General features: G+C 70.7%; 13 protein-coding genes. 3 read left to right on the plus strand and 10 right to left on the minus strand.

Translation table 11 applies throughout. The features are described from left to right. Positions 1-61 precede the first annotated feature (61 nt). From ACWD3E_RS15560 to ACWD3E_RS15590, 7 genes are all read right to left on the minus strand, one after another. Positions 62-676, minus strand: coding sequence for a TetR family transcriptional regulator (locus ACWD3E_RS15560; protein WP_451388057.1), 615 nt, complete (start codon positions 674-676; stop codon positions 62-64). Between the two features lie 9 nt (positions 677-685). Next, complete coding sequence (locus tag ACWD3E_RS15565; RefSeq protein ID WP_451388058.1) at positions 686-2,932, minus strand: aminoglycoside phosphotransferase family protein; 2,247 nt, start codon at positions 2,930-2,932, stop codon at positions 686-688. A gap of 236 nt (positions 2,933-3,168) precedes the next feature. Continuing rightward, complete coding sequence (locus ACWD3E_RS15570; RefSeq protein ID WP_451388059.1) at positions 3,169-3,882, minus strand: HAD family hydrolase; 714 nt, start codon at positions 3,880-3,882, stop codon at positions 3,169-3,171. Next, the gene (locus ACWD3E_RS15575; RefSeq protein ID WP_451388060.1) at positions 3,882-4,784 is read right to left on the minus strand and encodes a GntR family transcriptional regulator; all 903 of its coding nucleotides are present in this window, start codon (positions 4,782-4,784) and stop codon (positions 3,882-3,884) included. Before ACWD3E_RS15575 ends, ACWD3E_RS15570 begins: the two co-directional genes overlap by 1 nt. 119 nt (positions 4,785-4,903) lie before the next feature. Continuing rightward, complete coding sequence (locus ACWD3E_RS15580; protein WP_451388061.1) at positions 4,904-5,812, minus strand: winged helix-turn-helix domain-containing protein; 909 nt, start codon at positions 5,810-5,812, stop codon at positions 4,904-4,906. 358 nt (positions 5,813-6,170) lie between these two features. Then, positions 6,171-7,421 carry a GNAT family N-acetyltransferase gene (locus tag ACWD3E_RS15585; RefSeq protein WP_451388062.1) on the minus strand — a complete coding sequence of 417 codons (1,251 nt, stop codon included), beginning with the start codon at positions 7,419-7,421 and terminating at the stop codon, positions 6,171-6,173. Positions 7,422-7,498: 77 nt separating this feature from the next. Further along, on the minus strand, positions 7,499-8,113 hold the full coding sequence (locus tag ACWD3E_RS15590; RefSeq protein WP_451388063.1) for an RsiG family protein: 615 nt from the start codon (positions 8,111-8,113) through the stop codon (positions 7,499-7,501). A gap of 159 nt (positions 8,114-8,272) precedes the next feature. Here ACWD3E_RS15590 and dtd point away from each other — a divergent pair, with 159 nt between their 5' ends. Next, positions 8,273-8,698 (plus strand): D-aminoacyl-tRNA deacylase, encoded by a 426-nt coding sequence (gene dtd, locus ACWD3E_RS15595; protein WP_451388064.1) that lies wholly within the window; start codon positions 8,273-8,275, stop codon positions 8,696-8,698. A 15-nt stretch (positions 8,699-8,713) separates the two neighbouring features. Here dtd and ygfZ read toward each other — a convergent pair whose 3' ends face one another. Together ygfZ and ACWD3E_RS15605 are read right to left on the minus strand one after the other, a co-directional pair. Then, the gene (gene ygfZ, locus ACWD3E_RS15600; protein ID WP_451388065.1) at positions 8,714-9,679 is read right to left on the minus strand and encodes a CAF17-like 4Fe-4S cluster assembly/insertion protein YgfZ; all 966 of its coding nucleotides are present in this window, start codon (positions 9,677-9,679) and stop codon (positions 8,714-8,716) included. Between the two features lie 10 nt (positions 9,680-9,689). Continuing rightward, entirely contained in the window at positions 9,690-10,127 is a 438-nt protein-coding gene (locus tag ACWD3E_RS15605; RefSeq protein WP_451388066.1) for a Fur family transcriptional regulator, read from the minus strand. Positions 10,128-10,292: 165 nt separating this feature from the next. On the opposite strand from ACWD3E_RS15605, the gene ACWD3E_RS15610 reads away from it, so the two are divergent. Both ACWD3E_RS15610 and ACWD3E_RS15615 read left to right on the plus strand, forming a co-directional pair. Then, positions 10,293-11,645, plus strand: coding sequence for an AAA family ATPase (locus ACWD3E_RS15610; RefSeq protein WP_451388067.1), 1,353 nt, complete (start codon positions 10,293-10,295; stop codon positions 11,643-11,645). Between the two features lie 43 nt (positions 11,646-11,688). Further along, positions 11,689-12,225: an RloB family protein gene (locus ACWD3E_RS15615; RefSeq protein WP_451388068.1), complete on the plus strand. Its 537-nt coding sequence runs from the start codon at positions 11,689-11,691 to the stop codon at positions 12,223-12,225. 57 nt (positions 12,226-12,282) lie between these two features. On the opposite strand, the gene ACWD3E_RS15620 is transcribed toward ACWD3E_RS15615, so the two are convergent. Beyond that, positions 12,283-12,855, minus strand: a complete 573-nt coding sequence (locus ACWD3E_RS15620) for an FABP family protein (RefSeq protein WP_451350490.1) — start codon at positions 12,853-12,855, stop codon at positions 12,283-12,285. Positions 12,856-12,968 lie beyond the last annotated feature (113 nt).

Here is a 12,968-nt window from a genome sequence, read left to right on the forward strand (position 1 = left end):
GTTACCGAGTTAAGTTTTTAACTGCATCTCATGAAGGTCTCGCCGGGGTCCCGCCCGGCCCTCACCCGCCGGACTTCAGCTCCGGCAGCGCCTCCGCCAGCCGCCCAAACGCCCGCTCGGCCGCCCGGACGGCGTCCGGCGCGACCTCCTCGACCGGCTCCCCGGCCGCGATCCGCCGCCAGTTCTCCAGCGCGAGGATCCGCTGGACGGCGATGATCTGCCCGGCGGCCAGCCGCGCGTCCAGGCCGCCCCCGAGCGCCTCGGCGAGCGCCGCCTCCGACCGCTCCTGATGGGCGTACGCCCGCGCCACCAGGGACGGGGTTCCGTAGAGCAGGGTGTGGAAGGCGAGCACCTGGGGATGGTCGTTCAGCCCGGTGACCGGATCGCGCCGCTCCAGCCCGTCGAGGAAGTGCCGCCGCAGCGCGTCCACCGGATCAGCGGCCCCGGCGACGATGCGCGCGGCCTCCGTCTCGTGGTCGGCGATCCGGTGCAGGACCAGGTCCTCCTTGGCCGGGAAGTACCGGAAGAGCGTCGGCTTGGAGATCCCGGCCGCGGCGGCGATCTCCGCCACGGACACCGCGTCGAACCCCCGCTCCAGGAACAGCCGCACGGCGGTGTCCGACACCTCCTGGTACATCCGCAGCTTCTTGCGCTCACGCAGGCCCATCTCTCCCATGGGGCGAGCCTACGCAGCGCCACCGGAACGGATGAGCCAGGCCAGGGCCCGGGCCAGGTACGGGTTCGCCCGGCGCGGCGCCGTCAGGCCCAGCGAACCGGTGGCCGCCGCCAGGGTCATCGCGTACGAGTCCAGGGCCCGGCGCACATTGGGGGCGTCCAGGCTCGCCCCGGTGACCAGGCGGTCGAGGTCGACGTAGGCGGAGCGCACGAGCTCGACGCTCCGGTACACGCGCCAGTCCTGCCGCCAGTCCCGGGTGTACTCCACGGGCAGGCGGCCCTCCCAGCGGCGGAACATGCGGTCCCGGATCTCCGGCCGGGTCGGCGTGAGGTGCATGTGCCGGACCAGGTCGTAGAGCGGGTCGCCGACCAGGGCCATCTCCCAGTCGATCAGGGTCAGCGCCCGGCGGTCGTCCCGGCGCACCAGGTTCCAGGGGTTGAGGTCGCCGTGGAGCAGGGTGAGGGTGCGGTGGGTGACCTGGTGCCGGGCGAGGATCTCGCGCAGCCGGTGGGCGTCGGGCAGGCCGAGGAAGCGGGCCAGCTGCTGGGACTCCTTCGGCAGTTCGGCCACCAGCGTCACCAGCTGTTCGCTGAGCCAGCCGTAGAAGCCGAGCCGGCCGGCGACCGGATCGACCTCGATGTAGTCGACCCCGGTGAGCGCGGCCAGCTGGTCGACCAGGCCGTCCGCCTCGTGCGGGAGCAGGCCGCCCACCGGGTGGTCGGGCCTGCTGCCGGGGTCTCGCGGGCCCTCGTAGGTGTGGATGGCGAAGCGGTCGCCGGAGTACGTGTGGCCGACATCCCTGGCGTGGCTCTCGCCCAGTGCCAGCACGCGGGGCGCGGCCACCGGCACCCCGGACCGCTCGATCGCCCCGAGCACGGCGTGCTCGCTGAGGAAGCTGCGCTCGCGCCGGGTGACACCCGCGACCTTGCGGCGGACCACCACCGGGAAGGGGGTACCGGGCACCCACAGCACCGAGTTGAGGTGCGCGGTGCCCTTGAACACCCGGTCGGCGGGGGCCGCCCCCTCCAGGATCAGGGCGTCATGGACGGCGGCGTGCGGGAAGTCGCGTCGTTCCGGGACGCGCCGGTCCGGCTTCCAGTCGATCGCCCGGGACTGCGGGCCGCGCCGCGCTCCGCCGCCGCGCCACACCGGGCCGCCCGGCCGGGCGGTCGCCCAGCGGAAGAGGATCCGCCCGATCTCCCGCTCCCCCGGCACCTGGGGCAGCCGCAAGGGCTCCGCCGCCGCCTCCAGGGCGCGGCGCACCCGGGCCGTCGCCTCGTCCAGGCTGCTCTGGTCGAAGGACTCCTCCAGGGACTTCGCCGCCCGCATCACGTCGGGATACACCGACTGGGCTCGCTCGAAGGAGACGTAGTGCCGCAGGTCCCGCGCCACACCGTTCACGGCCTCCGGCCGGACCTCGCGCATGGCGCGCACCCACGCCTCGACGACCTCGTCCCACTGGTGGTCGGGGTAGTGCATCCGGACCAGGTGGGTGGCCAGGTCGTGCAGCGGGTCGCCGTAACTGGCCAGCTCCCAGTCGACGCAGACCAGGGGCGGGTCACCGCCGTACGACATGATCAGGTTGTCGCGGTGCAGGTCGGCGTGGAGCAGGCTGTAGGGCCGGCGGGACATCGCCGGGACCCGTTCGGCCAGCCGCACGAGAGCGTCCTCGGGCACGCCGAGCGCGGTGAACAGGCCTCCGAAACAAGCCCAGTTGGGCTGTCTGATCTGTACGTCGGCCATGCGGGCCAGGGCCTGGAGGAAGCCCTGGCTGTCGGTGAAGTTCCGGGGCCACAGGGCGGGCAGGGGCGGCAGCGCGGCGCTGCTGCGCACCTGGGCGCTCTCGGCGAGCTGGCCTGCCAGTGCCGTTATCAGCAGGGCGTCCACCGGTTTGCCGTTGCCGCAGACGCTGGAGAGCGGAACACCTTCCACATAGCTGTGGATGGCGAAGCCGTCCCCCTCGGCAAGGCACTCGGGCACGTTGCCGAGGACGCCCTTGAGGGCCCGCAGGATCTCGGCCTCGTTCGGCCAGGTACGGATCACCACGGGCAGCGCGCCCCGGCGCGGCACCCGCACGATCACGGCGGTACCGGGCTCACGGCCGAGCAGCCGGGCCACCGGTTCGGACAGCGGGAGCACGTGGTTCTGGTTGTGGTAACCCCGGCTCGCCTGCCCGGCCCTGACGGCATGTCCCACGAACGCCTGGAGAACGGCGTGCGGTCCGGCCGCGCGGCGGGGGACGGGTGGTGCGCCCACTGGCCGCTCCGGGGTTCTCGCATGGAAGGGGAAATGGAAAAGGGGAAAGGGTGGAACGGAAGGGAGGACCCGAGGCCAGTGGAGTCGCCCAACAGGTGGTCGGCCACTCATGTGACGGTCGGCCGGGACCGGCTGGTTCGCCATCCCTCACGCACGGATCCGAGCGGTCGCTCAGCCGGTTGGGCGGATGCTACCGCACGCCACGCCCTGCACCCGCGCAGCGCGACCCACTTCGGTCAGCCGCGCAGCGTCTTCAGCAACGGCTCCAACGACGCGACCACGACCCCGGCTCCGGCCTCCCGCAAAAGCTCTGCCTTCTCTTCGTTACGCGCGTAGCCGAGGAACGGGACGCCGGCGCGTTGTGCGGCGGCGAGGTCCGAGGGGGAGTCGCCGATCATCAGGGCGGCCGAGGGGGCGGCGCCCATCGCGTTCAGGGCGCGGTTGAGGCAGTGCGGGTCGGGCTTGAGGAGGTGCAGGTCGGGGGTGCGGCCGTAGATGTGGGGGGCGAAGCAGGGGGTGAGGCCGCGGTCGTCGAGGTAGGCGCGGACCACCCGGGGGGAGTTGTTGGTGGTGATGGCCAGGCGGGAGCCGACGGCGGTCCAGGTGCGTATCAGGGGGTCGGCGTATTCGGTGGGCAGCGCGGAGTACGCGGCCCGCAGCTCCTCCTGGGTGAGGCGTTCCTCCAGTTCCGCGACCAGGTCGCTGCCGGGGTGCCGGCGGTCCACCGCGCGGAGCACCACGTGCGGGTCCAGGGAGTCGCGCTCGGAGTCGGTCAGCAGGCCGTGCAGGCCGCGTCCGGCCAGCCACTCCACCAGCTCGGTCGCCACCCGTTCCGCCGTGTGCCCGGCGAACAGGCGGCAGATCGGCCCGTCGAAGTCCCACAGGACGACCCGGGCGGAAGTGATCAGTTCCAGCAGCGAATCGGTCTGTGTCGTCGTCTCAGAAGTCACTAGGAGAGTGTCAGGTCCGTCGAGATGGTTTCCCAGAGGGCGTCGAACCACTTCTGCGATTGCTCCACAAACGCCGCGTCCCGCTGACCGGCCCGCTTCTCGAAGCAGAACAGGAGGGATTCCGAACCGAGGGTGTCGTACATCTCCAGCGTTCCGCTGTCCGTCGGCTCCTCGCGGCGCGCGACCATGTAGTACGCGTACAGCGCCTCCGCGCCGTTGAGCAGGTACAGCTTGGCCGGCGGGGTGAAGGGCAGGGCGCGGAAGGTGACGTGCACGTCGATGTCATGGGTGCCGCGCAGGGCCCACAGGTTGTACTGGAGTACCTGGCCCTGTGCGTTGCGCATGCCCAGCCAGCGCTCGTGGACGGCCTCGTCGTCGCCGTGCCGGTCGACCGGCACCGGGAAGGCGAGGTTGATGTCCTGGGACGGCAGCAGGATGCGGGCGTCGATGCGTTCGGGGCGGATGCGGCCCTCGTGGATCAGGCGCAGCGGTTCGCCGAGGGCGGGCAGCAGGCTCTGCGCGGTCAGGCAGACCGCGTCGATGCGCACGTGCGGCGCGGAGAACGCCTGGGTCAGCCGGGGGGCGAGGCCCACCATGGTCGGCTGCGGCTCGTCCCGGACCGGCCGCGGTCCGGCGACGCGCGGCGGGCTGCCCTTGCTGACGCCGGCGAGCAGACCGTCCGCCTGCAGGACCCGCAGGGCCTGGCGTACGGCACCGCGCTCCACGCCGAACTCCCCGGCCAGCTCGGCCTGGGTGGGCAGCCGGTCGCCCGCCTTGAGGTCGCCGGTACGGATGCGCGCGCGCAGGGTGTCGGCGATCTCCTGGGGCGTGAGTCTTCTGCCCCCGTTCACTGTCATGTTCTCCGACACGTTCACCGCCACGCTTTCCTGGGTCACGACCAAACGCTACAACTCTGCTCCATCTAGCGGGAGTTGGTTGCCAACTTCCTCCGGTTGGCAGGCTGAAAGAGGGAACCACCATGCCCGCCCTCGCGGGCCCCGCGCCATGACGCCGGCGCTCTCTACGACGTCAGCACCAGTTCCGAACTGATCGTCTCCCACAGCGCGTTGAACCACAGGTGGGACTGCTCCACGAACGTGGTGTCCCGCTGGTCGGCCCCCTGCGCGAAGGAGAACAGCATCGAGCGCGTGCCGTCCGTGTCGTACGTCTGCACGTGCTCGTGCTCGATCTCCCGCTCGCGACGCCGGAGCGTGTAGTACGCGAACAGCGCCTCGGCCGCGTTGAGCAGGTACAGCTTGACCGGCGGGGTGAACGGCAGCGCGCGGAACGAGACGTGCACGTCGATGCCGTGGGTGGTGCGCAGCGCCAGCAGGTTCTGCCGCAGCACGAGGCCCTGCGCGTTGCGCTGGGCCAGCCAGCGCCGGTGCAGCAGCTCGCCGTCGGCGGGGTCCACCGGCGCCGGGAAGGCGAGGTCGATGTCCCGGCTGGGCAGCAGTACCCGGACGTCGATCTTGGCCGGTTTCAGCCGCCCCGCGTGGATCTGCTGCAGCGGCTCGCCGATCGCCATCGTGAGCGAGACCGAGGTCAGACAGAGCGCGTCGATCTCGACCTGCGGGACCGCGAAGGCGCTCGCGATGCGCGGCGCGAGGGCCACCATGGTCGGCTGCGGCGGCACGGCGGGCCCGGCCGCGGGCCCGACCAGCACAGGAGCGTCGGCCACCGTGGCCGGGGCACCCTTGGAGTTGTTGGTCAGCAGCCGCTCCGACTGCAGTATGCGCAGCGCCAGCCGTACGGCCCCGCGCTCGACCCCGAACTCGTCGGCCAGCTTGGCCTGCGTCGGCATGCGCTGGCCCGGGCGCAGCTCACCGGACCGGATCCGGGCGCGCAGTTCGTCGGCCACCTCGTGATGTGACGTGCGGGGCGGCTGGGACCTCGTCGGTCCACTGGCGGAAGCGTGTTCCGGCTCCACGGTTCCACGGTACAACTTCCCGCCATCTTGCGGCAGTTCAGTGAAAGGTGGTTATGAGCCGCTCTCAAGCGGAGATAAGCACAGTGAGTTGGTAGCCAACTCGCACAACATGGTTGAACTTCCCAGTGGTTGGCCGACCGGGCTCCCTTCCGGAGGGGAGCCGGGAGCCCGGACAGGGGACGGCCACCGGAACGCACAGTCACAACTGAACACCAGCGCGCACAGCCACAACTGAACACGTGCAGCGCAGACGCGCAGCACGGAGCACAGCCACAACTGAACAGCTCGCTACGGATGAAAACGAGTGATCAGGCACCCGTCGTCGCAGGAGAGGAGCGCCGGCAAGAGCGCCAGAGCGTCAGAACATGTCCGGGCAGTACGGCCGCCCGGACACGCGCAACAGGGCGTCGGCCTTCCGGGCGGCGCCCTCTCGTTCTTCCTGCACCCGCCCCAGCGCCGCGAGCCGGACCAGGGACTCGTCCCCCAGCCACACCCGCGCCAACTCGCCCACCCCCAGCGTGAGATCGGCACCCTCGGTGGACGTGGGCGTGCAGGACGCCCCCTCCGGGGACACCTCCAGCCGGAACCGCCCGCCCGTGAGCCCGCCGGGGTCCACGACCTCCAGCACCAGCGCGCCCGTCCCCTCGTACGTCCGCGCCTCCAGGGCCCGTACGACGTCCAGGACGCGCAGCCACAGCCAGTCGCCGTGGCCGGTGATCCGGGCGGCGCGCGGGTCGGGCAGGTAGAGGGGAAGCAGGTCGTCCGGGCCGCGCCGGCCGCTCTTGACCTTGGTGACCCAGTCGATCGAGCACACGAACTGCCACAAGGCGCGCTCGGCCGCCGGAGTCGTGGCGATCAGCCCCCTGACCTCGGCGGCCTGGTCCGGCTGCCGGCCGTTCCAGTTGCCGTCGATCTCGTACGTCACCAGGCCCTCGACCGTCCCGGCGGCCGACCGGTACACCGCGTGGAACGGCTCGGTCCACGGCTGGTACCCCAGGTCGAAGGTGCCGGTGTACGCCTGCCACCACAGCTCGTCACGGCTGACCACGCCGTGCTGCGCGCGGCGGAAGCGCTCGAACAGCCCGGGGCCCAGCTTGCGGACCTCCGCGCCGTCCACCAGGTCGATCCGGGCGCCGTCCGCCGGGCCCGACGAGCGCGGATCGAGCCCGGACCGCAGGACGTCGACGGTCCACTCGGCCGCCGAGACCGCCGGGCCGAAGCCGAACCGGCCGTAGATCGGGTACTCCGCCGCAACAAGGCCGGCGACGACGTCGCCACGCTCCCGCGCCGCCGCCAGGTCCCGGCTCATCATCCGGGTCAGCAGGCCCTGCCGGCGGTGGGTGGGGCTGACACTGACGTGCGAGATCGCGTTCGAGGGGACGAGCCCGCCGCCCACCGCGGTCAGTTCCTGGGCGAAGGAACGATACGTCGCCACACAGCGGTCGCCGTCGAAGGCGCCGAGCAGCCGGTCACCGAGGCACTGCCGCCGCCGGGCCTCCGCCTGCTCCGGGGTCAGCCCCGCGGAGCGCGTGAAACCGGTACTCATGGCGCGCCGCCAGTTCGCGAAATCGGCCTCGTCGGCGGGATTCACGGCTCGGACTTCGATCATGGGCACACCGTAGGCACGCGGGACGCCGGGTGTCGCCTCAATTTCACCCGGCGCACTTCGCACCCGTCCGGCAGGCCTCACTCCAGCAGATCGTCCACCTGCGCCTCGCCCACCCGGTACCGGCGTGCGATCTCCCCGCTGCAGTCGTCGGTCGTGCGCTGCAGGCGCTGGCGGCGCTGGGAGACCTCCTGCTCGTAGCGGACGAGCCGGCCCATGGCGGTGGTGAGTTCGAGATCGGTGCGCGCCTGGAGGTCGGACAGCTCGACCTCGGCGAGCATCTCGGCGGCCAGCTGCCGGTACTCCTCGTTGTGCGGGGTGCCGAGGGTGACATGGCGGGCCGAGGAGCGGTGCCGGGCCGGGGCGTCCTTGAGGATCTCCGGGAGCCGGTCCACGACCGAGCCGTCCGCCGGGGCCGGCACGGACGCCCGGCCGCGCCGGGCCAGCTCCGCGCGCAGGATGTCGATCCGGCCCTGCAGCAGCCGCCGCACATAGCTGAGGTCGGCCTCGTCGCGCTGGGCGTCACGGCGCAGGGCGCGCAGCTCGGGCAGGCTCAGCGGGGCCAGCTGGGGCTCGGGAGACTCGGCGGGCAGCGCCGGCGCCGGCGGAGCCGACGGAGCCGGCAGGCTGTCGCCGCGCTGCGCGGGCGTCCGGTAGATCCCATGCAACGGCTGCCCGGTACTCGGTGTGCTCATGTGCGTGTGACGTCCCCTCGACCCGGCGTGTGACAGCATCGTGCCACCCCAACTGGCCACTATGTGACCGAGTGCCCCCGAACGGCCCCAGATAGGGTGTTAAGGATCAATAGTGGGCCCCCGCCGGCCGCGCCCGGAGCACCCGGCATGATGGTCCGCATGCGTGCGGTGGTGCAGAGAGTGGACGGCGCGAGCGTCGTCGTGGACGGCGAGACGGTGGGCGCGATCGAGGGCGAGGGGCTCTGCGTCCTCGTCGGCGTGACCCATGAGGACACCAAGGAGAAGGCGGCCCAACTGGCCCGCAAACTCTGGTCGATCCGGATGCTGCACGACGAGAGGTCGTGCAGCGACATCGACGCCCCGCTGCTCGTCATCAGCCAGTTCACCCTGTACGGCGACGCGCGCAAGGGCCGCCGCCCCACCTGGAACGCCGCCGCGCCCGGCGAAGTCGCCGAGCCGCTGGTGGACGAGGTGGTCGCACAGCTGCGGGCGCTGGGCGCGACGGTGGCGACCGGCCGGTTCGGCGCGCAGATGCGGGTGTCGCTGACGAACGACGGCCCGTTCACGGTGCTGTTGGAGATCTAGGCACTCCAAGGTGCCTCAGGGCTCGACGATCGTCTCCTGGGCTGCGGCCGTGTCCCCGGCGATCAGCCGGGCGTCGACGGGAACGTTCCGCTTCACCAGGGCGAGGGCGATCGGGCCCAGCTCGTGGTGGCGCACGGACGTCGTCACGAAGCCGATCTTGCGGCCGTCGGGGCCCTCGTCCGCGAGCCGGATCTCGGTGCCGTGCACCGGCAGGTGCACCTCGCTGCCGTCGAGGTGCAGGAAGACGAGCCGCCGGGGCGGCTTGCCCAGGTTCTGCACGCGGGCGACGGTCTCCTGCCCCCGGTAGCAGCCCTTCTGGAGATGGACGGCGGTGCCGATCCAGCCCAGCTCGTGCGGGATGGTCCGGTGGTCGGTCTCGAAGCCGAGGCGGGGCCGGTGCTGCTCGACGCGCAGCGCCTCGTGGGCGAGGAGACCGGCGGCCGGGCCGTGCGCGGCGGCGAAGTCCTCCAGGTCCGCGCGCGGCAGGAACAGATCACGGCCGTAGGCCGTCTCGCGTACGACGACGCCGTCCGGCACCTCGACGATGGAACCGGCGGGCAGGTGCACCACGGCGAAATCGGCGGTCCGGTCGGCGACCTCGACCCGGTAGAAGAACTTCATCGACTCCAGGTACGCGATCAGCGCGTCCTGGGTGCCGGGCTCGATGTGCGCCCAGACGGTCGTACCGTCGTCCACCAGGTACAGGGCGTGTTCGATGTGTCCGTGGGCGGAGAGGATCAGCGCCTCGGTGGCTTCGCCGACGGGCAGTTCGCTGACGTGCTGGGTGAGCAGCAGGTGCAGCCAGCTCAGCCGGTCCTCGCCGGTGACGGCGACGACGCCGCGGTGGGAGAGGTCGACGAAACCGGTGCCCTCGGCGAGGGCGCGCTGCTCGCGGAACAGGTCGCCGTAGTGGGCGGCGACGCCTTCGTCCACGCCCTCGGCGGGGACGGCGCCAGGCAGGGACAGCAGGGGGCTCTTCATACGGGCAAGCCTACGACGTGCTACTTGAGCCCTTCAGCGAACAGTCCTTGCAGCGGCCGAAGATCGCGAAGTGCTTCATGTCGGTCTCGAAGCCGAACTGTTCGCGCAGCTTGGCCGTGAACTCCGCGGCCACCGCCACATCGGCCTCGATGACGTTCTCGCAGTCCCGGCACACCAGGTGCAGATGCCGGTGGCGGTCGGCGAGGTGGTAGGTGGGCGCGCCGTGCCCGAGGTGGGCGTGGCTGACCAGGCCCAGCTCCTCCAGCAGCTCCAGCGTGCGGTAGACGGTGGAGATGTTGACCCCCGACGCCGTCTTCCTCACTTCCACGAGGATGTCGTCGGGGGTCGCGTGCTCAAGGGTGTCGACGGCTTCGAGGACAAGCTGCCGCTGCGGCGTCAGCCGGTAGCCACGCTGCCTGAGGTCGCTCTTCCAGTCGGTGCTCACCACGGACCCAAGTCTACGGGCGCCAACAGCACGGCAACCCGGCGTGAACTTTTCACACGAAAGGGCTGGAGTGGCCGCCATCCGCGTTGCCAGATAGGCATCTGCGAGATTTACTGGCAGGTAATGGAAAGAGTACAGCTATGAGAGCGAAGCCGGAGGTGTGTGATCGTGCTGCTCAGCTTCCGTGTGGCGAACCACCGTTCCATCCGGCAGGAGCAACAGCTCAACCTTCATCCGGTCTACGAGGACGACCGCCCCGCCGGCACTGAATGGCAGGCTGTACCGGTCGCGGGCGTCTTCGGTGCCAACGCGTCCGGCAAGACGAACCTGCTGGACGCCCTCCAGTACATGGCCCGCATGGTGGTGTCCTCGCACCGGGACGCCGAACCGGACGGCGGCATCCTCCGCCACCCGTTCCTCCTCGACGACGAGGCCAAGGACGAACCCTCCTGGTACGTCGCCGACCTCCTGCTGGACGGGGTGCGCTACACGTACGGCTTCGCCGTGGACGACGACCGGGTCACCGAGGAGTGGCTGGACAGCTACCCCCTGGGCAAGAAACGCCAGCTCTTCTCCCGCGAAGGCGACAGCGTCAAGCCCGGAGCCTCTCAGGAGGCCCGGGAACTGGAGCTGGTCGAGAGCATCACGGAGCCCAACGTCCTCTTCCTCTCCCTGGCCGCGCGCTCACGCCAGCGGGACTTCCGGCCGGTGTACGACTGGTTCGCGCGAGAGCTCCAGTTCCGCCGCGCGAACGAGACGCGGCCGTACGGTCTGTCCGCCGTGCGCGCGCTGGAGAACGCCGACCGGTACCCGGAGATCATGCACCTCCTCCAGGCCGCGGACCTGGGCATCGAGGGATGCGGCATGGAACGGGTCCTGATGGACGAGGAGAGCCTGCGCCGGCAGTACGGGAGGCGGATCCCCTCCCGGCTGCTGCGCGAACTGGAGGACGAGGGCCCACGGGAGATGGTCCGGCCCTGGGTCGGGCACCGCGGTCGCAACGGCGTCGTCCAGATGGACCTCTACGAGGAGTCGGCCGGTACGCAGGCCTTGTTGGAGCAGGCTCCGCGCTTTCTCTCCGTACTGCGCAGGGGTGGCACCTTCGTCGTGGACGAGATCGACGCCAGCCTGCACTCCCTGCTCACCGCCCGCCTCATCGGACTCTTCCAGAACCAGGACACGAATCCGCACGGCGCCCAGCTGCTGTTCACCAGCCATGACCCGAGCCTGCTCGGCCGACGCGACGGCGAGGACATCCTCAAGCGTGACCAGGTCTGGTTCGTGGAGAAGGACTCCTTCGGTGAGACCTCCCTCTACTCACTCGCGGACTTCAAGCCGCGCAAGGACGAGAACCGGGAGCGCCGCTATCTGGGGGGCAGTTACGGTGGCATCCCGTTCATCGACGAGAGCTTCGCCGATGCACTGCTGAGGAGGGGTGGGGGGACCACTGGCCAGGACACCGAAACCCAGCGGCAGGCCCAAGCCGACATGCTCCCCGAAGCGGCCGAGTCGCGACACTGACCTGACGCGCCACACGAACGTCAGGGACAGCGCCGACCAGCTCATGGTCGTCTGCGGCGCCGAGACGACGGAGTACGACTACCTCAACGGCTTCAAGGCGCACTTCAAGCGCCGGAACCTGTCCGTCAAGGTCACCCGGAAGCCCGGCTCACCGCTCCAGGTGGTGCAGCACGCGGCCGAGTGCTGGGGCGGCGCCGGGGAGGAGTTCGACCAGGTCTGGTGCGTCGTCGACGTCGACGACTTCCAGGACCTGGAGCAGGCCGTGCGGTGCGCCCGGCGGGAGCGCATCGAACTCGCCGTGTCCAATCCGTGCTTCGAACTGTGGCTGTTACTGCACCACACCGAGCACCGCGGGTGGATCCGCGACTACGACGCGCTCAAGGCACTCTTACGCAAGTTCGCCGACGTGCCCGCCGGCAAGTCCGTCGACTTCGTACGCGACTACGGCGGGGAGCTGTGGAAGGACGCGGTGCGGCGGGCCCGCGCACTCGCGGAGGAGGGAACGGAGCACCTGCCCGACAGCAATCCCTCGACACGCATGTGGCGGCTCGCCCTCGCCATCACCGGCGACGCGGTGTAGGGCGCCGGTCTCCGTGGATCCGGCGCCCTCCTTGCTGCCCCGCTCGTCTGCTTGGGCCTACTTGAAGAACGAGATGCCGTCCGGCAGGTCGTCCGGGAGGGCCTTGGCCCAGCGCTCGACGTCCTCCGGGGTGACGACCTTCTTCAGGTGGGCCGACATGTAGGGGCGCAGCTCGACCTCGGGGGTCTGCTTCTCGCCGACCCACATGAGGTCGCTCTTGACGTAGCCGTACAGGCGCTTGCCGCCGGTGTAGGGCTGGGAGGCCGCCGTCCGGGCGACGGCGTCCGTCACCAGGTCGATCTGCGGCTTCTTGTCGGCCAGCTCGCCGTACCAGATCTCCACCGTGCCGTCGTCGCGGGTCATCGTGACCTCGACCTTGCGGTTGGCGTCGATCCGCCAGAAGCCGGACTCCGACTCCAGCGGGCGCACCTTGTTGCCGTCCTTGTCCAGGACCCAGGTGTGCGAGTGGTACTCCAGGAAGTCCCGGCCGTCGTGGCTGAAGCTGACTTCCTGCCCGAAGTTGCACTTCTCCGCGCCGGGGAAGTCGAATACGCCCGCACCGGCCCAGTCACCGAGCAGGAAGACGAGCGGGACGAGGTCCTTGTGCAGGTCGGACGGGATCTCGATCATGAGCGGCAGTATTTCCTAGGGTGGGGGTCAGCGCTGGCCCTGGTACAGCTTCTTCACGGCCAGCCCGGTGAAGGCGAGCACGCCGACGACGGCCAGGGACAGCAGGATTTCGA

The organism is Streptomyces sp. NPDC002676 (assembly GCF_053592455.1).

What these genes read in the sequence shown, in the direction of transcription:
- ACWD3E_RS15560 (WP_451388057.1), bottom strand. Translation starts at nt 676, where the DNA reads ATGGGAGAGATGGGCCTGCGTGAGCGCAAGAAGCTGCGGATGTACCAG.
- ACWD3E_RS15585 (WP_451388062.1), bottom strand. Translation starts at nt 7,421, where the DNA reads ATGATCGAAGTCCGAGCCGTGAATCCCGCCGACGAGGCCGATTTCGCG.
- ACWD3E_RS15590 (WP_451388063.1), bottom strand. Translation starts at nt 8,113, where the DNA reads ATGAGCACACCGAGTACCGGGCAGCCGTTGCATGGGATCTACCGGACG.
- dtd (WP_451388064.1), top strand. Translation starts at nt 8,273, where the DNA reads ATGCGTGCGGTGGTGCAGAGAGTGGACGGCGCGAGCGTCGTCGTGGAC.
- ygfZ (WP_451388065.1), bottom strand. Translation starts at nt 9,679, where the DNA reads ATGAAGAGCCCCCTGCTGTCCCTGCCTGGCGCCGTCCCCGCCGAGGGC.
- ACWD3E_RS15615 (WP_451388068.1), top strand. Translation starts at nt 11,689, where the DNA reads ATGGTCGTCTGCGGCGCCGAGACGACGGAGTACGACTACCTCAACGGC.
- ACWD3E_RS15620 (WP_451350490.1), bottom strand. Translation starts at nt 12,855, where the DNA reads ATGATCGAGATCCCGTCCGACCTGCACAAGGACCTCGTCCCGCTCGTC.